General features: G+C 44.5%; 15 protein-coding genes. 12 read left to right on the top strand and 3 right to left on the bottom strand.

The annotated features are described in order from the left end of the window. Positions 1-17 precede the first annotated feature (17 nt). The 7 genes from FKX85_RS17800 (at position 18) to FKX85_RS17770 (ending at position 11,778) form a co-directional block, all read left to right on the top strand. A complete protein-coding gene (locus FKX85_RS17800; RefSeq protein WP_141616014.1) occupies positions 18-638 on the top strand; it encodes an RNA polymerase sigma factor in 621 nt (206 codons plus the stop codon). A 9-nt stretch (positions 639-647) separates the two neighbouring features. Further along, positions 648-1,712, top strand: coding sequence for a FecR family protein (locus FKX85_RS17795; RefSeq protein WP_141616013.1), 1,065 nt, complete (start codon positions 648-650; stop codon positions 1,710-1,712). A 339-nt stretch (positions 1,713-2,051) separates the two neighbouring features. Then, positions 2,052-5,396, top strand: a complete 3,345-nt coding sequence (locus FKX85_RS17790; protein WP_229239672.1) for a SusC/RagA family TonB-linked outer membrane protein — start codon at positions 2,052-2,054, stop codon at positions 5,394-5,396. A 12-nt stretch (positions 5,397-5,408) separates the two neighbouring features. Then, positions 5,409-6,872: a RagB/SusD family nutrient uptake outer membrane protein gene (locus FKX85_RS17785; RefSeq protein WP_141616011.1), complete on the top strand. Its 1,464-nt coding sequence runs from the start codon at positions 5,409-5,411 to the stop codon at positions 6,870-6,872. Positions 6,873-7,619: 747 nt separating this feature from the next. Further along, on the top strand, positions 7,620-8,930 hold the full coding sequence (locus tag FKX85_RS17780; RefSeq protein WP_229239671.1) for a sulfatase family protein: 1,311 nt from the start codon (positions 7,620-7,622) through the stop codon (positions 8,928-8,930). Next, positions 8,920-10,053 carry a family 43 glycosylhydrolase gene (locus FKX85_RS17775; protein ID WP_141616835.1) on the top strand — a complete coding sequence of 378 codons (1,134 nt, stop codon included), beginning with the start codon at positions 8,920-8,922 and terminating at the stop codon, positions 10,051-10,053. The genes FKX85_RS17780 and FKX85_RS17775 overlap by 11 nt, the downstream gene beginning before the upstream one ends. A gap of 210 nt (positions 10,054-10,263) precedes the next feature. Then, positions 10,264-11,778, top strand: coding sequence for a sulfatase (locus FKX85_RS17770; RefSeq protein WP_141616009.1), 1,515 nt, complete (start codon positions 10,264-10,266; stop codon positions 11,776-11,778). 341 nt (positions 11,779-12,119) lie between these two features. Here the strand turns inward: FKX85_RS17770 and FKX85_RS17765 are convergent, their stop codons facing one another. Both FKX85_RS17765 and FKX85_RS17760 read right to left on the bottom strand, forming a co-directional pair. After that, complete coding sequence (locus FKX85_RS17765) at positions 12,120-12,746, bottom strand: HPP family protein (protein ID WP_141616008.1); 627 nt, start codon at positions 12,744-12,746, stop codon at positions 12,120-12,122. 326 nt (positions 12,747-13,072) lie between these two features. Next, positions 13,073-15,907, bottom strand: coding sequence for a glycoside hydrolase family 2 protein (locus FKX85_RS17760; protein ID WP_141616007.1), 2,835 nt, complete (start codon positions 15,905-15,907; stop codon positions 13,073-13,075). A 493-nt stretch (positions 15,908-16,400) separates the two neighbouring features. On the opposite strand from FKX85_RS17760, the gene FKX85_RS17755 reads away from it, so the two are divergent. The 5 genes from FKX85_RS17755 to FKX85_RS17735 all read left to right on the top strand — a co-directional run bounded on the left by FKX85_RS17755 (position 16,401) and on the right by FKX85_RS17735 (position 21,764). Beyond that, the gene (locus tag FKX85_RS17755) at positions 16,401-17,141 is read left to right on the top strand and encodes a FadR/GntR family transcriptional regulator (protein ID WP_141616006.1); all 741 of its coding nucleotides are present in this window, start codon (positions 16,401-16,403) and stop codon (positions 17,139-17,141) included. A 2-nt stretch (positions 17,142-17,143) separates the two neighbouring features. Beyond that, on the top strand, positions 17,144-17,779 hold the full coding sequence (locus FKX85_RS17750) for a bifunctional 4-hydroxy-2-oxoglutarate aldolase/2-dehydro-3-deoxy-phosphogluconate aldolase (RefSeq protein WP_229239670.1): 636 nt from the start codon (positions 17,144-17,146) through the stop codon (positions 17,777-17,779). Beyond that, positions 17,772-18,932 (top strand): galactonate dehydratase, encoded by a 1,161-nt coding sequence (gene dgoD / locus FKX85_RS17745; protein ID WP_141616004.1) that lies wholly within the window; start codon positions 17,772-17,774, stop codon positions 18,930-18,932. Before FKX85_RS17750 ends, dgoD begins: the two co-directional genes overlap by 8 nt. A 474-nt stretch (positions 18,933-19,406) precedes the next feature. Then, on the top strand, positions 19,407-20,729 hold the full coding sequence (locus tag FKX85_RS17740; protein WP_141616003.1) for a GntP family permease: 1,323 nt from the start codon (positions 19,407-19,409) through the stop codon (positions 20,727-20,729). A gap of 3 nt (positions 20,730-20,732) precedes the next feature. Next, a complete protein-coding gene (locus FKX85_RS17735; RefSeq protein ID WP_141616002.1) occupies positions 20,733-21,764 on the top strand; it encodes an SMP-30/gluconolactonase/LRE family protein in 1,032 nt (343 codons plus the stop codon). Between the two features lie 699 nt (positions 21,765-22,463). Here FKX85_RS17735 and FKX85_RS17730 read toward each other — a convergent pair. Continuing rightward, a complete protein-coding gene (locus tag FKX85_RS17730) occupies positions 22,464-24,833 on the bottom strand; it encodes a TlpA family protein disulfide reductase (protein ID WP_141616001.1) in 2,370 nt (789 codons plus the stop codon). Positions 24,834-25,026 lie beyond the last annotated feature (193 nt).

Raw genomic sequence — 25,026 nt, 5'->3', positions numbered from 1 at the left:
GCCAAATAAAAATTGAAATGAAACCCAAAAAAGCACCTAAGGTAACCGATAAATATCTAATCCGGTATTCCGAAAAGGAGTACTTGGAAATGCCGGATGAACTGGTGTGGGCGTCCTTTAACAAAGGCAATGAGTCCACTTTCAGTTTCCTGTATAAAAATTACGCTGCTGATCTTTTTGCTTTTGGTTACCAGTTCTGTGGCGATGCCCATTTGGTGGAAGATTGTATCCAGAACCTTTTTATATATCTCCGGAAAAGGAGGGGAAATCTTGGAGAAGTTCGTAGCATTAAGTCCTACCTCTTTAAGTGCATTCGCTGCGAAATCATTAAAAGATTGAAGGAAAGAGGGCAGTTAATGGACACCGATGAAATGCATTATAAGAACTCCTTCGCACTTGCACTCTCTCCCGAAACGATCCTGATAGAATCCGAACATCGCGAACGACAACAAAAGAGAGTGAACCAAGCGTTGGCCCAGTTGACAGTGAGGCAGCGTCAAGCACTGCTGCTGCTCTATGAAGAAGAAATGAGCTATCGCCAAATCGCAGAAGTGATGGGCTTTACAGACGTTAAATCAGCCAGAAAGCTCGTTTATAGGGCACTTTCCAGTTTGAAAGAGATCTTCCTAAAAAAGTGAACCAAGTACATGAACAAGGATAAAAACATATTGAAATACAGGGACTATGAGCTGGAAGATTTTCTGGCAGATGAGTTTTTTATTTCCTGGGCTAAAAACCCCGATGGTGAGGGAGGACATTTCTGGGAGAAGTGGATTGCTGAAAATGCCATTAAAAGAGAAATGGTTATGGAAGCAGCTTCTATGGTACGTTCCCTGACGTATAAAAAAAGACCTCAACTATCGGATAGAGCTTACCTGGATATTTTTGAGAATGTACTCCGATCCGACCCTCGGTCAGAAAATGAAGATCGCCCACAGCAAGAGAAATCTTCTTGGCGATCATGGTTTGGAATTCAAAAAATAGCTGCAGTTCTAATGTTTGCTTTTTGTTCGTGGGTAGTAGTTCAGGTATATATTATCGATCCTCAAAAAGAAGAAATTATTACAGAAGTGGCATGGGAAATCAGTGAAAATCCACCAGGGATACGCTCGACCTTGAGGATGGGAGATGGCAGTATGATCAGCCTTAATGCAAACAGTAAGTTGTCGTTTCCTGAGCATTTTTCAGATTCCATTCGCCTGGTAAGGCTTGAAGGAGAGGGCTTTTTTGATATTGAGGAAGATGGAAGACCCTTCATTGTAGAGTTGGGCAGTAGACAAGTAGAAGTGATGGGAACGACATTTAATGTACGTAACCCTATGAACGGTGAGCTTTCTGTAGCATTGATTTCGGGCAAAGTAAAGGTAAAGGATGAAGTAGGCAATCAAGTTATCCTAAAACCTACAGAAATGCTTAGTATCCATCAAAACGGGAAGTTATCCCTGACGAGTTTCGATTCACTGGAAGTCACCGGGTGGAAGGACAAGGTGTTGGTTTTCAGAAAGTCAGACAAAGAAGAAATCATCCAAAAGATCAGCGACTGGTACGGAGTGGAAGTCACCTGCGATCCCCGCATTAAGCGTTCGTGGGCCTATTCGGGAGAATATAAGAATGAATCACTCGAAAACGTCCTGAAAGGAATCAAAAGGACCCTTGGTATCGACTATAAAATGGAAGGAAAACAGGTCAAGTTGATGAAAGGCAGGAGCTAGGAGGGCAGATAGCAAGCGTAACAAGACATAGAAATGTATCACGTAGCAAGATGCGAGTATTAAAGATGGACGGGGTATCAAATCCCGAGCAGCGAACTTATTAAGCCCATAACTCAGGGACCAAAAAACAAAATAACCCAATAACCTAACCCTAATACTATGAAAATCCCCAATTCCAGTTAGAAAAAAGTGGCAGCAAGGAATCTGTAAATTCCCCACTGCCAACATTTTTTCCTGTCGTGAACTTTCGCCGGTACAGACAGGAAGCTTAAGCAGTAATCACTTAAAACATTTAAAACTATGCAAAAAAAAATACTGAGACAATTAATAAAGATGTCTATGAGAGTTTTATATGGGTTTCTTATCCAGTTGGTGTTTTGCACGGTATTGCTGGCCAATACCTCAAATGCTCAGCGGAAGACCATTGAAGATGTGCGTGTGGATGTCCGTCTGCAGGATCGGACTCTGCAGGCAGTTATGAAAGACCTGGAGCGTAAGACTGACTTCAGATTTACATTTGATACAAATGGTGTCGATACCGACCAAAAAATGGCCTCTGATAAATTCACGGGTTCTGTATATGATTTACTGGTTGTATTGTCCCGAGAAAGTGGCCTGAGCTTCACGCAGATCAATAATAATATTCACGTAAGTGAAAATGAGAATAAAGGGAAAGTAGCGATCAAAGAGGCTGCTGAAATCACCATTAAAGGAAAGGTAGTTGATGAGGTGGGAATGGCCTTGCCCGGACTGACGGTCAAGATCGAGAGTTCGGGAAAAGGTACTGTCACGGACCTGGAGGGGAATTACCAGCTCACAGCAGAAGAAGGCGATGTGCTGATATTCTCCTTTATCGGTTTTCAGACCCAGCGGGTCCAGATCGGTAATCAGACGACCATTGATGTGATCATGAAGGAAGATACCCAAGCGTTGGAAGAAGTAGTGGTCGTGGGATACGGAACCGTGAAAAAGAGCGATTTGACCGGTTCGGTGGTTTCTTTGAGATCAGATGAGCAAAACCAAGGCGTCAATACCTCCGTGGACCAACTACTGAAAGGCAAGGCTGCCGGCGTCAATGTGGTACAGAACAGTTCAGAACCTGGAGGAGGGATCTCCATCAGTATCCGGGGTGCCAGTTCTGTAAACGCAGGTACGGGACCCTTGTACGTGATTGACGGACTGCCCATTGACAATTCGTCGATGACCACCAGTGGTGGGGGAAATTACCCTGATTCGAGATCTCCCACCAATCCTTTGGCGGCTATAAACCCTAATGACATTGAGTCCATCGAGATCTTAAAGGATGCTTCTGCAACGGCCATTTATGGTGCCAGAGGGGCCAACGGCGTGATCATGGTGACTACCAAAAAAGGTAAATCCGGGCAGACGAGAATCAATTATGATGGCTATGTGGGCGTCCAGAATGTCGCCAATAGATTGGATGTGCTCAGTGCTGAGGAATACCAAATGGTGATGAACGGTATCATTGCCGATGGTGGCGGAATAGCAGACCAGACGGTCGATGTTATCGAAGATGGCGGTACCAACTGGCAGGATGAACTCTTCCGTACAAGTGCTCCGGTGACCAATCAAAACCTGTCTTTTTCAGGAGGAAATGAAAAGACCAATTACTTCGCAGCGCTCAATTACTTTAATCAGCAAGGAGTGGTCAAGAGTTCTGCTTTTGAGCGGTACAGCGCACGGCTAAATCTGGAAACCAAATTTTCGGACCGCTTGACTGTGGGACTGAACATGAACACTTCATTCAGTGAAAATGACCAAGTGCCAGCCCAGTCTTTTGGGGTGAATGAAAACAATGGAGCCTTGTATGCAGCGTATAATTTTGATCCGACATTGAGCATTTATGGCGATGATGGTCGCTACAGGATTTCACCTTATATTTCGATCGATAATCCCCTGGCCTTGGCCTATGGTAAAAATGCGATGATCGAGCGGTATCGCAATATGGCTGTTACTTATGCCAACTATAAAATCCTTCCTGAGTGGTCTGTAAAAGTGAATTTTGGTACAGATGTGACCAACCAGAGAAGAGATGTCTATATCGATCGATCTACCTTGGATGGCCTTGCCAATGGTGGCATCGCAACGATTTTGCAAGAGCGTCAGTCCAACTACCTGATGGAGTTAACTACCACTTATGATAAGACCTTTGAAGACCATCATCTTACTGCATTGGCCGGAGTGACCACTCAAAAATTCTCCATGTCCAATACTACCAGTCATGGCAAGAGTTTTCCATCTGATGCTACAGGAACGGATAACATCGGCCTAGGTGACCCTACCCAGTTTAATATCAACAGTTTTAAGGCCACTAACCGTTTACTTTCCTATTTAGGTAGGGTAAACTACACGTTGAAGGATAAATATTTATTTACTGGAACGCTACGGATAGATGGTTCATCGAGGTTTGGTGAAAATAACAAATACGGCTATTTCCCATCTGGTGCTTTTGCCTGGAAAGTGAAAGAGGAATCTTTTATGCAGGATTTGGAAGCATTAAGTACTTTTAAATTTCGGGCCAGTTGGGGTCAGACCGGTAACCAGGAAATCGGTAATTATCTTTCCATCAGTACTTTTGTGCCCGGGCCGGATGCTGTTTTTGATGATCAAAAAGTATCCACCACCCAGCCTGCCCGTATTCCCAATCCCGACCTGAAGTGGGAGACCACAGAGCAATGGGATATTGGATTGGACTTTGGACTTTTTAGGGATCGGGTTTTTGGTAGCCTGGACTATTTCGTTAAAAACACCTATGATATGCTCCTCTACCTGCCTATCCCTACTTCTACAGGATATACCAATAGGATCACCAATATCGGAAGTGTAAAAAATTCAGGTATCGAAGCAGCTATTACTTCGGTAAATTTTGATGGGGAATTTACCTGGACCACAACACTTAATCTGGCTACTGTGAAAAATGAGGTCACGAGCCTTGGAGGCGTGGATCAGATTATCGGTGGAAGTGCGGGTTTTGCCAATCAGATTTGGATGATCAAAGAAGGATTGCCCATGTATTCCTTTTATGGCTACCAAGTAGATGGTGTTTGGCAGGAAGGCGACGACTTTGACCAAACGACCGATAACGTGGTGCCTGGAGATATGAAATTCCGCGATATCAATGGTGACCAAACGGTCAATGCGGACGATAGAGAGGTGTTGGGGAATTCCTTTCCGGATTTCACCTATTCTATTGCCAATACCTTCGAATACAAAGGATTTAGCCTGTATGTATTCTTCGAAGGAGTGCACGGCATCAGCATGCTGAACAATAACCTTGTGGACACCTATTTCCCGATCAACTTTAGAAGAAATAAGTTTGCGGAGCCTTATCTCAATAGATGGACACCCGAAAATCCATCCAATGAATACCCGTCTTTTGTCAATCCAACGGCTCAGGGACAAAAGGAAGTCAACTCCTACACTATTCAGGATGCTTCCTATCTACGGTTAAATACCCTTACGCTAAATTACACCATTCCGATGCAGAGCAGTACATTTCGCAATGCACAGGTGTATATAACAGGAACCAACCTGTTGACCATTACCGATTATGATGGAGTGGATCCGGCAGTCAATCCCAATGGTAATGCCAATATCAGGATTGATTACAATGCCTATCCTACCGCAACTTCGTTTTTGTTAGGTGTAAAACTTGGATTTTAAACAGAAAAGGACATGAAAACTATAAAAATACTAAAGTATAAACTGATCGCATTGTGCTTGGGATTGATGTGCGCCTGTTCAGGTATGTTGGATGAGGAACTGTTTTCCCAAATGGCCCCGGAAAACTACTTGACCACCCAAGAGGGAATCAAATCGACCTTGGATGCCGCATATGCCGAAGGTTATCTGAACGGATATTCCCACCACAGTGTGCGCAATATCGAAGAGTGGTGTACTGATATCGAGTGGGAGACCGGTGGAGGCGAAAACCGTACCGCTGTCCTGATGATCGATTTTACCTGGGATGCATCAGTAGGTTGGATGTACGGTGATATGTGGCTGAAGCCTTATCGGGCCATTCGAAATGCGAATGTCGTGCTCGAAAACGTGAAATCTGCAAATATCGGTGATGAGCTGAAACAAACCTATGCTGCCGAGGCGAGGTTTATCAGGGCGTTGAGTTATTACTATTTACATTCCTGGTTTGGTCCGGTGCCATTGCGGCAAAGTTCTGAAGATGAAATTTACTTGGCACGACCTTCGGAAGAAGAAATGCGGCAGTTTATTGAGTCCGAGCTTTTGGCAGTAATTTCTGATTTGCCTGCTCCGGGTGAAGAACAAGCTTATGGAAGAGCTACAAATGGAGGTGCAAGAGCACTGTTGACAAAGTTCTACCTCAATACCAAGCAATGGCAAAAGGCAGCCGATATGGCCCAAGAGGTGATGGATATGGGGGATTATAGTCTGTATCCAGACTATGCAATGCTTTTCAGAGTGGAAAATGAACAGAATTCCGAGTTCATACTTGCTTACCCTCAGATCCCAAATAGTCCAGGAAACAATTATATGAATGGAGCATTTCCAGAGGGGTTTGCCAATCATCCCGAGACAGGCTTGACTTTCCAAAATTCCTGGAGGAATTGGGCAGCACAATACCGGTTGTACGATAGCTTTTACAATTCCTTTGAGGAAGGTGATGCGAGAATGGGCCTGATTATCGAAAGCTACGTCAATGGTCAGGGCAATACGGTTTCCCTGCTGAACAATGACAATACTCGCTCCTTTAAATACTGGCCTGATCCCAATGGACTTGGTAATGAGCATGGTAATGATGTGCCAGGAGTTCGCTATGCAGATATTCTCTTGAGCAGGGCCGAGGCCCTTAATGAGCTAAACGGCCCTAACCAAATATCCATCGACCTGATCAATATGGTCAGGGATCGGGCAGACTTGGATCCGTTGGAATTGAGCGATTTTATGTCTACCGCACAGCTAAGGCAGCATTTACTCAATGAGCGGGCTTGGGAGTTTTATTCCGAAGGCAAGCGTCGTGAAGACCAGATCAGGATGGGAACATTTGTTTCCTCAGCCATCGATCGAGGCGTCACCAATGCCAAACCTACCCATGTGCTTTTCCCGATTCCTCAAGCAGCGCTGGATGCCAATGAGATGTTGGTGCAGAATGATGGATATTAAGGGAAGGTGAAAGTAGTCAGTATCAAGTAATGAGATGAGTATTGAGTATTAAGACTTGAGACTTAAGACACGTGTAACCTCATTGCGAACGCTGAGCAACGGAGTGAAGCAATCTCCTTCTCTTTAGACGAGACTGCCTCGTTCCCGATAGCCTCCGGGACAAGCACAATTCGTTATGGATGGTTGCAGCCCCCGTCATAACCAATAATGAGCAAAAGTCCGGAGGAGTTTGGAAGGAATTGGTCTAAAATTCAATCTAGGGAAAGACCAGTTATTACTATGTTTGACAATGAAACCCAATGATTAATCCAGTCAACTATAATCAGGGAAGTACATCCTTCTCCTGGTAGGGGAGGTTAAGTGCTTTAGGGAAGAATAAGTGGAGATAAGTACCCACTCGATTGGATGCTTGGCTGGATGAATGTCTGGATATATTGGTGGGTTTAGGTCCAAGCTGGAAGATTTGGACCTGTTTCACAACCTGGTTTACCAAGGATGGGGGATTTGACGGATTTGTGTTAATAATTGTGGGATCCATGACATTCATCCAGCAATGGTTTGTGCATATTTAAATAGGAAACCAATGACCAGTACAATTACACAATGAAACCAAATAACCTAACAAAAAACACCTCCTTTATACCACTGGGTTCGAAAGACCTCTGGCGCGTTTTATCCGTTTGTGGATGTTGCTTGCTGTTGAGTATTTTCATCATTTTCAAATCATCGGCAAGGCAACAACCCAATATGATCGTTTATCTATCCGATGACCTTGGCTACTTGGATGTGTCGGTATATGGAGCGGATGTGGTAAAGACCCCAATACTGGAAAAGCTCAGCGATGAGGGAATGACCTTTGACAATGCTTTTGTAGCTTCGCCTTCCTGTGCGCCGAGTAGGGCGGCTTTGCTGACCGGCCTGATGCCTGCTAGAAATGGCGCTGAGGTAAATCATGCATTTCCCAAACCAGCTATTCCGTATTTGATCGGCCAGCTTAAGGACAATGGTTATTCGGTTTTTGCTTTTGGAAAGGTGGCTCATTATGGTGGTAATGAAAAGTGCGGCTTTGACTTTCACCATGATGAGCAGACCGGCCTGTACGACAATATCAGCGGATATTTTGATAGCACCAAAGTGGAAGGACCTGTCTGTATTTTTGTCGGAGACCGAAGGCCTCATGTATGGTGGACCGATAAGTTGGACTATGATCCTAAAAAAGTGGATTTGCCCCCATATTTCATCAATACCAAATCTACCAGGGAGCATCGAGCACGGTATTATACCGATGTGACCGGTATGGATGGTGAAATGGGACAGGTACTGGATTATCTTGATGAGATGTTAGATGACAATACTCTTACACTGTTTACCAGTGACCACGGCGCACAGTGGCCCTTTGGGAAGTGGAATCTCTATGATGCGGGTATCCGGACACCACTGATCGTAAAGTGGCCGGGTAAGATCACCCCTGGAACCAGAACGAAAGCGATGGTGAGTTGGGTGGATATTTTACCGACTTTGCTGGATGTTTCAGGTAGTGAAATCCCCCATAATTTGGACGGAAAATCTTTTTCGGAAGTACTAAAAGGGAATACCAATGATTTCAGGGATGTAATCTATACCACCCACACTGGTGACGGCAACTTCAATGTTTATCCAATGCGGAGCATTCGCAATGAGCGCTACAAACTCATTGTCAATCTGATACCCAATGCCTATCACACCAACCATTCGGATATTTTGAGGAAAGACGGGGCGGGTGCTTTTTGGGACAGCTGGGATGATCAAGCCGCACAGGATCCTTTGGCAGCTGCGGTGGTCCAGCGGTATTTTGTCCGTCCGGCAGTGGAGTTTTATGATCTTGCCAATGACCCCAACGAGCAGCATAATCTCGCCAATGAGTTGGCATATCAGCCTTTAGTGACCAAAATGAAAAAGCAATTGGACAATTGGATGGTAGCACAAGGTGATGAACAGAAACTGTACAAGCAACCTTACTACTTTCCTGGTCCCAAACCCAATGGAAAAACCATACAAGAACGAAAAAATGAACATTAAGAAACAAGTTGTTTTAGCCTTGTTCGGTGGAGTGCTGACACTTTCTGGTTGTGGGCAGCATTCAAAAAAGGCGATCTTTGAGCAGCATGATGAGGCCATTTATTTGAAAGATGGATGGATCCGTGACCCTTATATCTATTTGGACAATTATGGCTATTATTATCTTACAGGCACTACGCCCTTGCCCAATGATCCACGAGAGGAGACAGAACCTTATAATACAGGGCTGGACGCCCAAAATATGGAGCTGTTTGGAAAACCTAGCATTGTGGGGCACAAGATCAGGGTTTGGAGGAGTGAAGACCTGCTGCACTGGGAGTCACTTGGTGAGCCTTTCGATCTCGCCGAAGGCTACTGGGCCCAAAAAATGCCGGATAAACTGAACGAAAAGCCGGCGAGCGACTGGAGGTTGTGGGCTCCGGAACTGTACCATATAGATGGCAAATGGATCTATGTGCATACTTCACCGGATCCTGTCAGAGGTGGGGCTAATTTAGCGATCTCGGAAGGTGAGCACATGGCTGGGCCTTTTTCCTTTCCCATGGGGGATGATATGCAGAATAAACATGACCCAAGTTTGTTCAAAGACGATGATGGAATATGGTATTTGCTTTGGGGAAACACCTTTATTGCACCAATTAAACCCGGTTTCTCAGGGCTAGCGGCAGAACCAAAACGGATCGATCCCGCCAACAGAGTAATCGGTCATGAGGGAGCTACCTTGAGAAAAATAGGAGATAAGTACGTGCATTTTGGAACCGCCTGGTCTACAGACAAGATGCGAAAAGGCTCCTATAACCTATACTATTGTACCGCTGATAACATCACCGGACCTTACGGGCCAAGGAAGTTTGTAGGACGCTTTTTGGGGCATGGAACTCCATTTCAGGACAAGGATGGCAGATGGTGGTGTACGGCATTTTACAATGGAAATGTGCCTCCAGTAAGTAAGGATGGAATCCAAAACAAGGATTTAGGGGAAACTGCCCAAACAATCAATGAACAAGGGACGACCATTGTGCCTTTGGAAGTGAAGGTTTTGGAGGATGGTGAAATTTATATCCGTGCGATTGACCCCGATTATGCCCAGCCTGGTCCGGATGAGGCACAGCGGTTTGAGTAATGCCTGTTTTGCAGTAAAATGATGTAAAAACATCATTGCGAACGGAACGGTAGTGGAGTGAAGCAATCTCATGTTCGATAGGTGAGATTACTTCTTTGTCGTTACTCTTTCCCGCAATAATAATTAGGAGAGACCATGACGAAGACCAATTGCATATGAGTCCGTTTTGAAGCTTAAAAAAAATAACAAAGATTTAGTTGAAAATATCCTATGAAAAGTAGTTGTTTAAAAGTAATTAAGAACTGGGTTCCTTTGGTAATACTGCTATTTGCAGTTACCATGGCGATGGCCCAACAAAATGAAAAACCCAATATCCTGTTGATCCTTGTGGATGATCTCAAACCCAATTTGGGCGCTTTTGGAGATGAACATGCCATCAGTCCAAATATCGATGGATTGGCCAATAGCGGAATGCGCTTTGACCAGGCTTACTGTAATCAGGCTGTTTGTGTTTCCAGCCGGTATAATCTGATCTTGGGCTCTCGTTCTACAAGTACGGGACTGTATGATTTTGGAAAGGAATTTAGAGATGTCATTCCCGATGCGGTGACCATGCCCCAATATTTTAGGGCTGCTGGATATCATGCCGAAAGCATGGGCAAGGTCTTCCATATCGGCCATGGCAACACCAATGACGAGGCTTCCTGGAGTATTCCACACTGGAAAGAAAAAGTGATCGAATATGTGGAACCAGAAAGTACCAATGGACAGCTAACCCGTGAAGAGGCATTTTTTGAAAACACACGCATGTACATTGAAGATACTCCTCCAAATCACGAGTTGCCACGGGGGGCAGCCTGGGAAAGTCCGGACGTGACAGATGAAGCCTATGCCGATGGACGGGTGGCTCGACATGCCATTGACCGGTTGCGGGACTTGAGCAAGGATCAGGATCAACCGTTTTTTATGGCAGTAGGTTTTGCCCGTCCGCATTTGCCCTTTAGTGTACCCCAAAAATACTGGGACATGTATGATCCCGAAACCCTTCCACTAGCGGAATTTGAAGAAGGCCCGGAAGGAGCTCCTGACTTTGCCGTCAAAAGAGGAGGGGAGATCAACCAGTTTTTTCCCATTCCTAACCACCAGCACATTTATGAAGATGATTTGCAGCGAAAGCTGATACATGGCTATTATGCCAGTTTGACCTATATGGATACCCAGGTGGGCAAAGTGCTGAAGGAATTGGAGCGATTGGATTTGGACGAAAATACCATTGTGGTGCTTTGGGGTGATCATGGATGGCACTTAGGGGACCACGCCATTTGGACCAAGCACACCAATTATGAGCAAGCAAATAGAATCCCGATCATTTTCAGGGCTCCTGGTGTGACTGCCAGTGGAAGCAGTACCAAGCAGTTTGCCGAAACAGTGGACATCTTCCCGACATTGGCCGCCCTGGCAGGTTTGGGCCGACCGGTGGGACCTCAGCCTATTGATGGCATTGACCTTTCGCCAACGTTAAAAAATGGCCAGACCATTATCAAGGATCACGCTTATCATGCCTATAACCGTGGAGGATACTTGGGAGAAGCCATTAGAACCGACCGCTACAGAATGGTGCGTTGGACGCATACACAAGATAAAGATAAAGAAGTGATCTATGAACTTTACGATTATCAGGAAGATGCCCAGGAAACTAAAAATATTGCAGGTGATCATCCGGAAGTGGTGAAAGCACTGGAAGCCAGACTGGCCAAGTATCCCAAAGCAAAGAGGATTCCTTAAGTTAGCCAGCAGGGAAGGATGAGGCCAAAAGCAAGTAAGCAGACTTGAGTGTCGAGTAACCAATAACCACCCTTCGGCTTTGCTCAGGGATCCAATAACGAATAACTTAATAACCAATGTCGAATTGTTCTACTAAAAAAATCCAAGGTAGTAGCCGATAGTAATACCACAGACCCATCCTATCGGATCCCGGGGTGCGTTCCGGGTCTCTGCCCATCACGATCCCGCGTCAGAGACGGCGGGATAACCGGAAATCGTGAAGCCTACCAATTTTCAAGGTAGGCTTCTTTTTTGATCTTGTACATTGTGTTTAGCACTTTTTAAAAGATAACTCTTAAGGCTTACCTTATCCCCAAGGTGCGCTGGATATTAAGCCAATATTTTTTTCTTCTGCCCATGTAGGGCGATACTTTTGGATTGTAGGGATAGTGGCGGTCTTTGGGGATGTTATTGATCAAAAGAGCAATCACCAACAAGATGAGCGCACCAGTGAATACAGGGCTGAGCACATAGAAAAAGCCAAGTTCTTTTACTTTAGTGGTACCAATAACAGCGATCAAGGCAGTCGCTCCACCTGGTGGATGGAGTGCTTTTAGGATTTGCATGGCAATGATAGCCAGTGAAACCGCCGTGGCACAAGTCAGCCAAAAAACATCAAATTGACCAACGGTTTTCATCACCGTAACCCCTACAAAAGCACTGACCGTGTGCCCAAGGATCAGGTTTCTGGGCTGGGCAAGTGGACTATTGGTGGCACCGTAAACCAGTACTGCAGAAGCACCAAAGGAACCAATCAGGAAGACCTTTTCCAAAGCATTGAAATGATGCAGTTCCGACTGGATAAAAGCAATGCAACCAATACCCAAAAAACCACCCACAAAAGTCCAAAGATGATCGATAGGATTAAGTATGGTCTGTTTATAAACTACGTATCGGGCTTTTCTGTACCCTCGATTCACTTTTTTCACTGGCTGGTTACATTGATGGCAGTGCAAAAATAAAGAAGCTTTTGGTAATTGGCACAATGCTGTAGATTTCAAGCCCATCCTTATTTTTATCGCCCATAACGAATGGTAATGGCATAGGGCTAACAATGGGCGAACGGTATAAAAATAGAAACTATCTCATAACCTCAGTTCGACTCATTCTGAAGTCAGGAAAAATCTCAAATACAAATTCGTTTATAAATAGGTTTTGAGATTTTTCCTGCCGTCGAAAAGACAGCCTATCCCAACAGGATCCCAATAGGATGAAGTAACCCCTTGATGGTACAGTAATAGATGGTGGTTATTGGTCAATCTTGCAGTATACCAAAGTAAAAATACAAGGTTCTTTTTACGGGGCCATCCATGTGGTTGTTTTGGCCCATTGGCCCATAGACAGAGGCGTTTCCAGTGATCCCTAGGGCGAGTTTGCTGCCCAAAGCTGGAATTCCGTCCAAGAAAGAAATATCACCCTTTGGGAGGGCAGGATAGCCGCTAGGTCCTGAGATGCCATAGAAGTCAAATAAACGGACGTAAAGATTAGGCTCTTTGGCCACGACGTAGAATTTACCTTGGGCCGTGTTGATTTCCATCCAGGCAATGTCACCAAAATATCCCTTGAATTCAGGATATTCCCATGGAGTGGCTCCAGTGTGGGTGTCGTTGTACATGTTTTGATGTTCGTCAAACCTTCCTTGCGGGCGGTTTTTCCATACACGGAAAGGGCCTTTTCCAAGCCACTTGGCACTGATGACATTGGCTTCAGGGTAATCAAAGCTAATGCCTGGATAAGCATAATCACCTTCAGGCAATTCATATTCATAATTGAGTGTCACCCAGCCATTGTCGGCAATGCTCCAATCGGCATACTTCAGAGCACCTTTATAATTTACCCTAAATACGGCCTTTCCGTCTTTTTCTTCGTAGGAAACGTCGTTGACGCTGATTTCTCCTTCTGTGAAGACAGGGCCATTGCCGAATGACAGTTCAGGGCCAGAAGGTTTTTTGATATGGATAAGTTTCCCATCAGCCTTGCTGAAGGTCAGGGCAAACTGGCCACCGCTAATGGTCAAGACGCTATCTTTATCTTCCACTTTGCTGGTTTCATCCCCTTTGGCCATAATGGTTTCCTTGATCAAATTCTGGTTGGGCTGTATGCGCCAAGACCAGGTATAGATTTCCTCACCATGGTGGTCGGTCGCGGTGAGCATTAGCGCATCTTGCTCATTCCAGTTGGTTGGTAATGGAAGCGCTAGCGTGCCGGACGCGGTAGGGGCTAGGTCTGGGCCTTGTAGCTGGCCAGATTGCACTGTTTCATAACCAGTTTTGGGATCCCCAATATCGTTAAATGATACTAACTTCCAGTGAAATGAAACTTTAGCAAGATTGGTGAAATGGTAACGGTTTTCTAGCTTAAGGACCCCGTCCCAATTGGAAATATCATCAATAGCTTCAATGTGAACGGGCGAATATATTTCCTTGATGGCGTAAACACTACCTTCCCTTTGGCGGAATGGGCCGACCAATCCGTCAGGGGCATTCAATCGATTTACATCTATTTTATTGTGGATGTCCGTTCTGATGATGCCTTCATCGGACAGGACCCAGAGAAAGCCTCCCGCTGACAGCTTTGATTTCCACATCAGCTCCCAGTAATCAGTAAGTCCTGCAGCTCCACCACCATCATCTTGGCCGTGCAGGAATTCGGTGGGCATGTAGATGAGGGTGTCTTGCAGTTTATTCTGCAGGCTTTTATAATTTTCATAGTGGTCGGTGTCCACACCATTGTGGGAATTCCCAGGGCGGTGATGGGCATGAAGGACTGGCCTTCCCGAAGGATCGTACATCCCAAAATCATCGTCTAATTCCTTATTGGTTCCACCCTCATTACCATTGCTCCAAAAGAGGATGGACGGGTGGTTAAGGTCTCTTTCGACCAGTTCCTTGACCAATTTCTCACCAGGAGCGGTGTCATAGGCGTTTTGCCACCCCGCCAGTTCATCCATTACATAAAGCCCCAAGCTATCACAAAGGTCTAAAAAGGAAGGGTCAGGAGGATAATGTGCCGTTCTTACCGCATTCATGTTCATTTCCTTGATGAGCAGGATGTCGTTAAGGTCTATTTCTGGTGTCAATGATCGCCCGGTTTCAGGCCAAAAAGCATGCCTATTGATACCTTTCAGCTTGATTTTGGTGCCATTTACATAAATGCCATCACCCCGTTTGATCTCGATGGTTCGGAAGCCAAAGCGCTCATGGATCTCATGGAGTGGTTCTCCTTTTTGCTTCAGACTGAGTGTAAGGTGGTAGAGGTTGGGCGTTTCTGAAGTCCAAGTGTTTATCTTGTCCAATTTTTTGGAAATAACGACCTTTTGGTCATTCTTTTTAGTCTTTGTTTTAAACTGGCTGACGATCTTGCCGGACTGATCTGTAATCGTTGCGGCTAATTCGGCATTTTTCTCCAGCCCTTCCAGTGTCACTTCTGCACTAAATGAGCCGTCAGCTTCCGCAGTGATGGCGGCTTGGGCGATGTGCTCCTTTGGCATGGCCTGCAGGTAAACTGGTCGGAAAATACCGCCAAAGATCCAATAATCAGCGTAACGCTCAGCACGATTGACTGAATGGTCGGCTGACATTTTGCTCACAGTGACTTCGAGAAGGTTTTCTTCGCCAAATTTGAGTTTGTCGGTGATGTCATATTTGAACCGGTAAAAGGCACCTTGGTGGATATCACCAGCCAGTTGACCGTTTACTTTTACTTCCGTATCGGTCATGGAGCCTTCAAAAACCAATTCAATGGTGCTACCTTTCCAGTCCGAGGGAACTTTAAAAGTATGCTTATATTTTCCCCGCTCATCGGCAAAGCGGAAATTTTTGCCGTAAGTCACATAGTCCCGGCCATAATTATAAGTGCCAAATCCTTCTTGCTCCCAATGGGAAGGGACACTGATCGTCGTCCATTCACCACTGTTTCTACCTCCTGTGCAGAAAAAATCCCACTCTACGGTGTTTTTACTGTCGGTGCCGCTGAGGTATTGTTTTTCTGTTTGTTGGGCATTCAGGCCAAAGGCCAAAAACATAAAAAGTAACCATGTCGATTTGGCTACACACGCTTGCATGCGTTTGGGTATCATATCTACTGTCATTGAATGTTATGGGTTGTAAGTACCAATTAGATTCAAAAAAAGCACATTGTTCCGACAAAACTGTTCTGCATTGGGGGGGGAGGCTGGGAAAAGAACCAGGAAGAAAAGTATCAAGTATCGGGTAAGAAAGATTAAAGACAAAAGCACCTAGATGGGAGTATTGAGTCAATTTACTCCTCGCTGCGGCGGGGAGGTTAGGTGGGGGTGTTTTGAAGGAAAGCGTAACCCTAGAGAGCCTGTAAGACCTAGCAAGTTTTCCGCTCATATAGTTTGAGGGTATATGAAGAGCCGAAATTGTATGTCTGACGAAAGGAAGAGCATGCTGTTCCTGATTTGTACTCAGGAACTCCCGATGAAGGGGATTTGTAATCCCCTGTTAGAATATATTGGATATTAATCGTTGACGTTTATAATCTTTCAATTTTATAACTTTTAAATTCCTGTAATTTGTATGATGTATGACAAATTTATATCTTGATGAAAATTATCGTTCATGGAATTTAGCGAGATAGGTAAACGGAAATCCCTGAGTGCACAGGTAGAGGAAGTGCTGACCCGGTCTATAAGGGAAGGGAAATACCTTCCAGGACAAAAAATCCCTACTGAGAAGGAACTGTGTGAGGTATTTAATGTCAGTCGGACCGCCATCAGAGAGGCCGTCAAGACATTGAGTGCACGGGGAATTGTCGAAGTGAGAAAGGGGAGCGGAGCTTTTGTATCAGAAGTAAGTGTGCAAAATGCGTCAGAGATGTTGAATATGTTCTTTGAACTTTCTTCTGATTCGGATTTGATGCTGCAGACGATTGAGGCCAGGCGTGTACTGGAACCGCGAATCGCTGCTGAAGCAGCCATGAAACGTAGCAATCAAGATATCCAACTGTTGGAAAAGAATATGAATGCTATGCGAGTGTGTGCTTTGGAGGATAAACAGCACGAAGCGGAATTGGATAATGACTTTCATAGAATTTTGCTTTCCATTACAAATAATAGTGTACTGGAATTGCTGCTGAGTCCCGTGTTTGGCCTAATGCCAAAATTCAAAATGGATGTATTTGCCAAGCCCGCATCAGGTAACCTGGAGGGCGAAAAAGCCAATATGCTCAGCCATCATCAAGAAATTTTGGAAGCGGTGATCCGCCAAGATCCTTTTGGGGCTCAGGAAGCCATGGAGAAGCATTTGCACGATACCCGCAAAAATTATCTTCATTTTACCAAATCCATTGACCGATCATAAGCATGACCAGAGAAGAGACTTGTGAAATTATCCTACGGGAAAAACTTATTGCGATCGTCCGTGTCAGAGATGCCGGTAACGTTCCGGTGTTGATTGCCGGGCTGGTGGCTGGAGGTATAAGCGTGTTGGAAATCACTACCAATAGCCCTGATTTTACAGTAAAGATCAAGGAAAACAGGGAGCGATATCCAGATATTTTGATTGGTGCGGGCACGGTGACCAACAGGGATCTGGCCATTAAGGCCATAGATGCGGGAGCCCAGTTTTTGGTTTCCCCAAACACCCATTCTGGAGTCATTTCTGTAGCCCATGATCACAATATTCCGGTCGTAATGGGTGCTTTGACACCCACTGAAGTAGGGGAAGCGCTAGAACAGGGAGCAGATATCATAAAGCTGTTTCCCGCAGGAAATTTTGGGCCAAGCTATTTAAAGGCGATCAAAGCACCTTTTGATAAGGGGCGCTTTTTTGCCGTTGGAGGTATCCATCTGGAGAACATGGAGAAATGGATGGAGTCAGGAGCCGATGGGCTAGGCTTGGGCAGTGTTTTGACACATATCGATGGCCTCAAGCTTACAGAAGAAATCGTCGCCCACAATGCCAGGAAGTATGTAGAAAAAATAAAGCAATATGAATAAAGCGCTAGCCATAGCACGTATTGAGCTGTTCAAAGTGCCGCCAAGATGGCTTTTTGTGAAAATTACCACTAAATCAGGATTGATAGGATGGGGAGAGCCAGTAGTGGAGGGGAAGGCAGACACCGTAGCGGCATGCGTGAAGGAGATGGAACAGTACCTGATTGGGCGACAGGCCAATGAGATCGAAGATATTTGGCAAGTGCTCTACAGGGGTGGATTTTATCGTGGAGGGCCGATCTTGATGAGTGCCATCTCAGGTATCGACCAGGCACTTTGGGATATCAAAGGGAAACACCTGAATGTGCCGGTTTATGAATTGTTAGGTGGGGCTGTGCGCCAAAAGATGAAAATGTACTGCTGGATCGGAGGAGACCATCCCGAGGTGGTTTTGGAACAAGCGCAGGAAAAGGTCGATGCGGGATACAGGGCCGTCAAAATGAATGCCACAGGAAAGATGGACTGGGTGTCCTCGGTAAGGGAAACCAAAAAAGTGGTTGAAAACATCCAACTGATTCGTGAGCATTTTGGCGACCAGCTGGATATTGGCCTTGACTTTCATGGTCGTGTGCACAAGCCCATGGTCAAGCGGTTAATTGATGAACTGACGCCGTATAACCCCATGTTTATTGAAGAGCCCGTGCTCGCTGAAAACAATGATGCACTAAAGCATATCTATAGCTATTCATCCATTCCCATAGCCACGGGAGAGCGGATGTTCTCCCGCTGGGATTTCAAGGAAATCCTGCACCAAGGCGTGGTGGATATCATTCAGCCGGACTTGAGCCATGCTGGAGGAATTTCCGAAGTGCGCAGGATAGCTGCAATGGCGGAAGCCTATGATATTACCTTGGCACCACACTGTCCTCTTGGTCCGGTATCCTTGGCATCAGCGTTGCATGTGGATTTTGTCTCGGCCAATGCGATTATCCAAGAGAGCAGCTTGGGAATTCACTATAACCAAGGATTTGACCTGTTGGATTTTGTGAAAAACCCTGAAGTCTTTGATCTAAAAGATGGGGCTATTGGATTGTTTGATCGGCCGGGGTTGGGAGTGGAAATGGATGAAGAGAAATTGCGGGAAGGACAGAAAATAGGGCACAGTTGGGCAAACCCCGTATGGAGAAATACCGATGGAAGCTTTGCAGAATGGTGAGGTGAATATCTAGGCCCAATTTAAATATTACTGGCGTCTGAGAAAACAATCGTCAAATTGAAAAAAAATCAACTGTTTACACCCCTAAATCCCCTAAAGGGGACTTTCTAAAGCTCCCCTTTAGGGGATGGGGGCATTTTAGGAATTGGAATAAAAACCCTCAAACTTCTATCTAAAGACAGTTTTTGATCATATTTGAAATTTACTCAGACTCCAGTAATTAAATATAAAGAATAGTAAGTGATAAAAGTGTCCACTAAATTCAGGACGTGACATTTCGGGTTCAATGCCGTTTAGTTAACGTATGTCCCCGATAGTCATGCGGGGCTGACGACAGATCGGGAAAGGCTATTCGTCGGAATGATAACCTTGTCACTGTCCGCTCTTAGCTAAACGGCATTAATTTCGGGTTGAAACCTTTCAACCTTAGAAACTTTCAACCCAATAATATATAACCCATAACCCTAAACTCCAATGACCTATTTGATTGCTTTGATCCTTTCGCTGGCGGTACTGATTACAGGGATCATAAAATTTAAAGTACATCCCTTTTTCATGTTGCTGCTTGCCGCGCTTACTTATGGTTTTGCTGCGGGGATGTCTGCACAGCAAATGGTAGAAGCAATCAATATAGGTTTTGGGGAGATCTTGGGAAAAATTGGATTGATTATTCTTTTTGGTGTGACGATCGGAACCATTCTGGAAAAGTCAGGCGGGGCATTGGTCATTGCCAATCGGATATTGCAGCTGATCGGGAAAAAGTCCATACACCTGGCGATGATGCTAACAGGGTATGTACTGTCCATACCGATATTTGCAGATAGCGCTTTGATGATGATGAATCCATTGAATAAGATGCTTTCAAAAAAAGCTGGTGTGTCCTTCGCCGGAACGACAGCGGCCTTGGCGATGGGCTTGACCGCTTCCCATGTGATGGTGCCCCCCACACCAGGACCAATTGCCGCAGCAGGGATTCTTGGTGCCAACTTGGGCGATGTGATTCTTTGGGGGCTATTGATAAGTTGCTTGGCATTGGTTCCATGTTATTGGTACGCCAGGTCTGTAGCTGACAAACTTAAGGTGTCCGTAAAAGTGGAGGTTCCCAGTCGGCCTGAGGAGCAACCAGCACTATGGAAATCACTTTTGGCCATTTTAATCCCCCTGCTATTGATCTTGGTGAAATCGGTACTGGAATATCCTGCTGTGAATCCGGGGAGTGGCTTTCTTGTGAGAATATTCTTGTTTTTGGGAACGCCGGTAATTGCTTTGTTGGTAGGGGTTATCCTTTCCTTGCTATTGCCCAAAAAGCTGGATGAAGCTGTTTTTTCTTCGTCAGGTTGGGTAGGGGAATCCCTAAAAGTGGCTGCCCCAATCATTCTCATTACAGGTGCCGGAGGAATATTCGGTAAGATGCTACAGGAATCAGGCTTGGCCGAGTCGGTCACAGCGGGATTTAAAGGTGCCAAATGGGGAATTTTTGTACCCTTTCTTTTGGCTGCTTGCTTAAAGACTACCCAAGGAAGCAGTACCGTGGCCTTGGTGACGACCGCATCTATTTGTGCTCCATTGATGTCCTTTCTAGGGCTTGACAGCACTTTTATGCAGACGATGACCGTGCTGGCGATTGGTGCGGGATCATCGGTGGCTTCGCATGTGAATGACAGTTTTTTTTGGGTGCTGACGCAATTGACAGGTATGAATGTGAAGCAAGGGTATCAGGTGCAGACGGCAGGTACTTTTGTTTTTGGTGTAAGTGCCATGTTGTTGATTTATATTGTTACTCAAATTTTAGCATAGAAAATGAACATAAGGAAAGTACTATTGGGATGCTCGCTTGGGGCAGCCGTGGCTTGCTCAAACAGCAAAACATCCGATAATATAAAGCAGGAAATCGAATCAGCATCACCTTCATCCTTTTCCATAGAAATCCTGGATGATGAAGCCTTGCAGGTGATTGCTCCAGATGCCAAGATCCATCGGATGGCTTCAGGCTTTGAATGGGTGGAAGGACCGCTTTGGATTGAGGAAGGCGGTTTCCTGTTGTTTTCGGATATTCCCCAGAACAAAGTGTACAAAATGACAGCAAATGGTGATACCAGCATTTATCTTCATCAGTCGGGCTATTCGGGAGAAGGTACATACAGCAGAGAACCCGGTTCAAATGCCCTTTTGTTGGATAATGATGGCCAACTGGTATTGATGCAGCATGGAGACAGGCGGGTGGCCAAAATGATGGCAGGCCTTGATGTTCCATCTTCTGAGTTTTCCAGTTTGGCTGACAGCTATCAGGACAAGCGCTTCAATAGCCCCAATGATGGTGTGTTTGATAGGCAAGGCAATCTTTATTTTACTGATCCTCCATATGGTTTACCCCCGGAATATGCAGGAAAGGAATTGTCCTTTCAGGGTATTTATTGTTTGAAGAATGATGGGGATTTGCGCTTGGTGGATTCTCTGTCCAGGCCTAATGGGATAGCGCTGTCGCCAGACGAAAAGTACCTGTTTGTGGCCAATTCTGATGAGAAAAAAGCCGCTTGGTTTCGTTATGTCATAGAAAATCCTGGTGAGGTAGTAAAGCGTGAATTGTTCTTTGATGCTACAGACAAAGTCAAACTTGGGGGCAGCAACGGTCTTCCGGATGGAATGAAAATGCATCCAGAAGGTTATTTGTTTGCTTCAGGGCCGGATGGCGTGTGGATATTCAATCTTGAGGGCAATGTGTTGGCAAAGATCCATACAGGCCAGTTGATTTCCAATTGTGCCTTTTCTGCCGATTTGCGGCAGCTTTACCTGACAGCGGATGGGGATATTTTGCGCGTGGACTTGAAGTGAATGGTTTGTTTCCGCGGAAACTTAGGCCACGGATTACACGATTTTGGATCAAGCGGAAAAGCCGGGGGCTATGTAGCTTCGCTTTTTGGATAGCACGCAGATGACGCTGATTGGCCAGATTCTCGCCGATTCTATTTAAAAATTTGAAAAGCCAAGAGACGACAAATAAACCCTGACAGGATTGGCAACTCCGTGGCTTCTATGATAAATGCCACAAAGGCTCTAAGGCACAAAAAGGTTTAGTTGGATTTTGGGACCAGCGGAAAAGAGGGGGGCTATGTAGCTTCGCTTTTGGATAGCGCGCAGATGACGCTGATTGGCCAGATTCTCGCTGATTTTTTTTATACCGGAGCACGCATTTCTATTGCTAGATTAAAGAGAAATATGCTTGCCAAAACCACCTAGAAATCTCTCATCCCCCAGAAATATTGCTTGGTTCACGATTTTTATTTAGATAAACATTAGAAATGCCAATCTCGATTTATCTTCATTAATACACAAGGATGAAAGCCGTTTTTATAAAAGGATGCAGCATCAGGAAAATTTGGTGCTGCATCCTTTCTAATCCTACTTCATGTTCGGTTATTTTAGGAGATTCCTTCCCGATGTATCGGAGACAAAACACGCTGTCATACCGAGGAACAAGAGATCTTTTTAAGGTACTTTCTTAATTTGACAAAGCAGGACTAGTGGGGAATATTAATTCAGGTGTTCTTCGATCAGTTTTTTTGTTTCAGCGTTACTTATACGGAAATTGTTTCTGACCACTTTCCCATCTTTGTCCACAAGTACATAATGGGGGATACCGCTTATCTGGAATTTTTGGGAAAGGATATTCCATTGATCATTGTTTACGCGGAAGTGTTCTCCTTTGATGCCCGGCACCTTGAAGTTCCAAAGTTTTTCAGGAGAGCTTTGATCAGTAATATAGACAAATACAACATCCTCATCCTTCATTTCTTCTTTTAGCGGGGCAATTTGTTTTATTCCCGAGATACAGGGACCGCACCAAGTGGCCCAAAAATCCACATAGACCACTTTTCCTTTGAATTGGGCCATCATGGTCTCAAATAGCTGGTCGGCATTGACTTCTGGTATTTCATTGATATGATAACCTTCGGCTGACTTGTTTTTTTCCTCAATTGAAGCTATTTCTTTTTTGAAATCTTGGTTGGTTTCCAAAAAGTAGTCTGCTATAAAGCGGTTTTCAAACAGGGAAGGAATTACTTTTTCCTCCTCATTGGAATAGGGGGTATAGGTTGATTTTGATTTGGCATATATTTCTTTTGAAAGCATACAATCCGCAAATAATCCCTCTTTTATACCCAGGGATTTTTCCAGGCGATCAGTAATTTTTTGATGGGAATTTGATAGTTGGAGAATAGTAATCAGAGTTTTGTGAGCTGAAAACAATGGGTCGGTTACAGGCTTATTGGACTTTAGTGTACTATCGAGTTCATCGTATGAACTTGCCTCAGAGATGCTTTTGATTGCTGAGCGTTGCTCTTCCGTAAGAGGGATTTCATTTTTATTCATTTCAGCTTCCAGGTTCTCATATGGATTGCTGAATTCTTGTCCTCTAATGATATTCGAGTACATGACGCGGTTGACTAAGCCGTCAAAATTTGTAGCGACCAGGTTTGACGGGGAGTTAAGGTCAATGTCCCGGAGAAAGGACAAATAGCTACTATCCAGCATTGTCCTTTCCAAAGGTTTGGCCTCCCGGTTTTTTCTTCGGTGGATGCTTGACCTGTACATGTTATAAGTCATTATCTGTGAATAGATATTGAATTTAATAAATTTTTCCATGATAAAACGGGCCTTTTCGCTTACCTGATGAGTGTTTACGTAGGTATTGAAGTCTTCCATATCCTTATTTAGGATATCCAGGCAATAAGCTTTATAAGCTTCTTTTTCCATATCCAGGATATTGGATTGGACATAATTAAAATCAAAATTCTGAATATCACTCATGCCTTCAAGATCCGTATTGACTTTGGCATTGTCTCCCATAAATCGATAGCCAGTGGTTTCCTGGTATCTTGACTTATCATATTTAAGCATGCTGTGGGTAGTGAGATCGATGAACTCAAAGGTAGTTTTCCCCGGTTCGAAATAGACGGTATGGGAATTGCCCAGTATCCGGATAAAAGCTTGCTCCGGATAGATCATGGGGAATTTGGCATGGAAAGTTCCGTCTGATTTTATGATGACCTCGTAACCTTCCTGATCTCTTGTTAGGATATTATTTAAATACACCTTTCCGGTCATTCCCATTTTGGGGTGATAACCTTTGAGATAGCCTTTGTATGTCGCACTATCCTTTTGAAATATCGGCTCTTGAAAAAACTCGTCATTATCAAGACTGTAGTCCGGACTATTGGTCAATGTTTGACTGAAAAGCTCCAGAGAGTTTGGTGTTTTTCCTATCCCTATTTTACCGTCTTTATTTTTCTGATAATAAAGGGAGTTGGTGATTCCATTCGCTTTATAGGTGATTTCCCCTTTGCTGTTTTGGACATTTACTGCATGAATGGGAAATACCTGACCATCCATGATGAGTTTGTCCTTGTCAAATCCGTATACCCATTCATTGCTGCCGTCTGTACGGATCCAGTTACCGAGCAATGCTTCCGGAATAGGTGATGTGGAAACAGGAGATGCTGTTAGATGAATGTCGTAAATTTTCCACTGCTCCTCGAGAAAATCTATTTTTTCGGTACCCTTTTCTAAAGCAGGAAAATATAAGGTATACTGGTGCACACCTGATTCATCCATGGTGTGTTTTTCATCCAGGTTGATGCCTTCCGCTTTCTGCACATAATGGCCTTCTCCTCCGGTACTGTTTTTGATGTGGGTTTCTGAGGAACTTACATTGATCCACCACCCCGGCCGGTAGGTAACCCTAAAGTGCAGGACTGTGGTCGTGTCCCTTAGCTCCAGTTGGGTTATTTTTACATAAGGAGAGGTGGTTCCTCCATGAATTGGGTTCTCAATAACAGTGTTTTGGGAGAATGAATGGTAGGAGCTTGTAATTATAGTGAGAAATAATAAAAATAACGTTTTCATAGTGTGTGTGGTTATGTTCTTTTGGTAGACTTTTGTTTTAAAAAACGAAAAAAATAGTTTAAAACCTAATTGGATAGTTTATAAATAAACACAATTTACTTTTTTGATCGATAGGAGCATAAAAATAGAAAAAAGTGAAGTGTTATAAGTAACTTTCACCTAGCAGAAAGCAGGATTATTGGTAGAACCACAA

This window comes from Echinicola soli (assembly GCF_006575665.1).
Classification (GTDB): Bacteria; Bacteroidota; Bacteroidia; order Cytophagales; family Cyclobacteriaceae; genus Echinicola; species Echinicola soli.
This window is presented reverse-complemented; position numbering and strand designations above follow the sequence as displayed.

Coding starts and splice junctions, on each gene's coding strand:
- FKX85_RS17755 (WP_141616006.1), top strand. CDS start 16,401: ATGGAATTTAGCGAGATAGGTAAACGGAAATCCCTGAGTGCACAGGTA.
- FKX85_RS17735 (WP_141616002.1), top strand. CDS start 20,733: ATGAACATAAGGAAAGTACTATTGGGATGCTCGCTTGGGGCAGCCGTG.
- dgoD (WP_141616004.1), top strand. CDS start 17,772: ATGAATAAAGCGCTAGCCATAGCACGTATTGAGCTGTTCAAAGTGCCG.
- FKX85_RS17775 (WP_141616835.1), top strand. CDS start 8,920: ATGAACATTAAGAAACAAGTTGTTTTAGCCTTGTTCGGTGGAGTGCTG.
- FKX85_RS17730 (WP_141616001.1), bottom strand. CDS start 24,833: ATGAAAACGTTATTTTTATTATTTCTCACTATAATTACAAGCTCCTAC.
- FKX85_RS17750 (WP_229239670.1), top strand. CDS start 17,144: ATGACCAGAGAAGAGACTTGTGAAATTATCCTACGGGAAAAACTTATT.
- FKX85_RS17790 (WP_229239672.1), top strand. CDS start 2,052: ATGAGAGTTTTATATGGGTTTCTTATCCAGTTGGTGTTTTGCACGGTA.
- FKX85_RS17780 (WP_229239671.1), top strand. CDS start 7,620: ATGATCGTTTATCTATCCGATGACCTTGGCTACTTGGATGTGTCGGTA.
- FKX85_RS17800 (WP_141616014.1), top strand. CDS start 18: ATGAAACCCAAAAAAGCACCTAAGGTAACCGATAAATATCTAATCCGG.
- FKX85_RS17770 (WP_141616009.1), top strand. CDS start 10,264: ATGAAAAGTAGTTGTTTAAAAGTAATTAAGAACTGGGTTCCTTTGGTA.
- FKX85_RS17740 (WP_141616003.1), top strand. CDS start 19,407: ATGACCTATTTGATTGCTTTGATCCTTTCGCTGGCGGTACTGATTACA.
- FKX85_RS17760 (WP_141616007.1), bottom strand. CDS start 15,907: ATGACAGTAGATATGATACCCAAACGCATGCAAGCGTGTGTAGCCAAA.
- FKX85_RS17795 (WP_141616013.1), top strand. CDS start 648: ATGAACAAGGATAAAAACATATTGAAATACAGGGACTATGAGCTGGAA.
- FKX85_RS17785 (WP_141616011.1), top strand. CDS start 5,409: ATGAAAACTATAAAAATACTAAAGTATAAACTGATCGCATTGTGCTTG.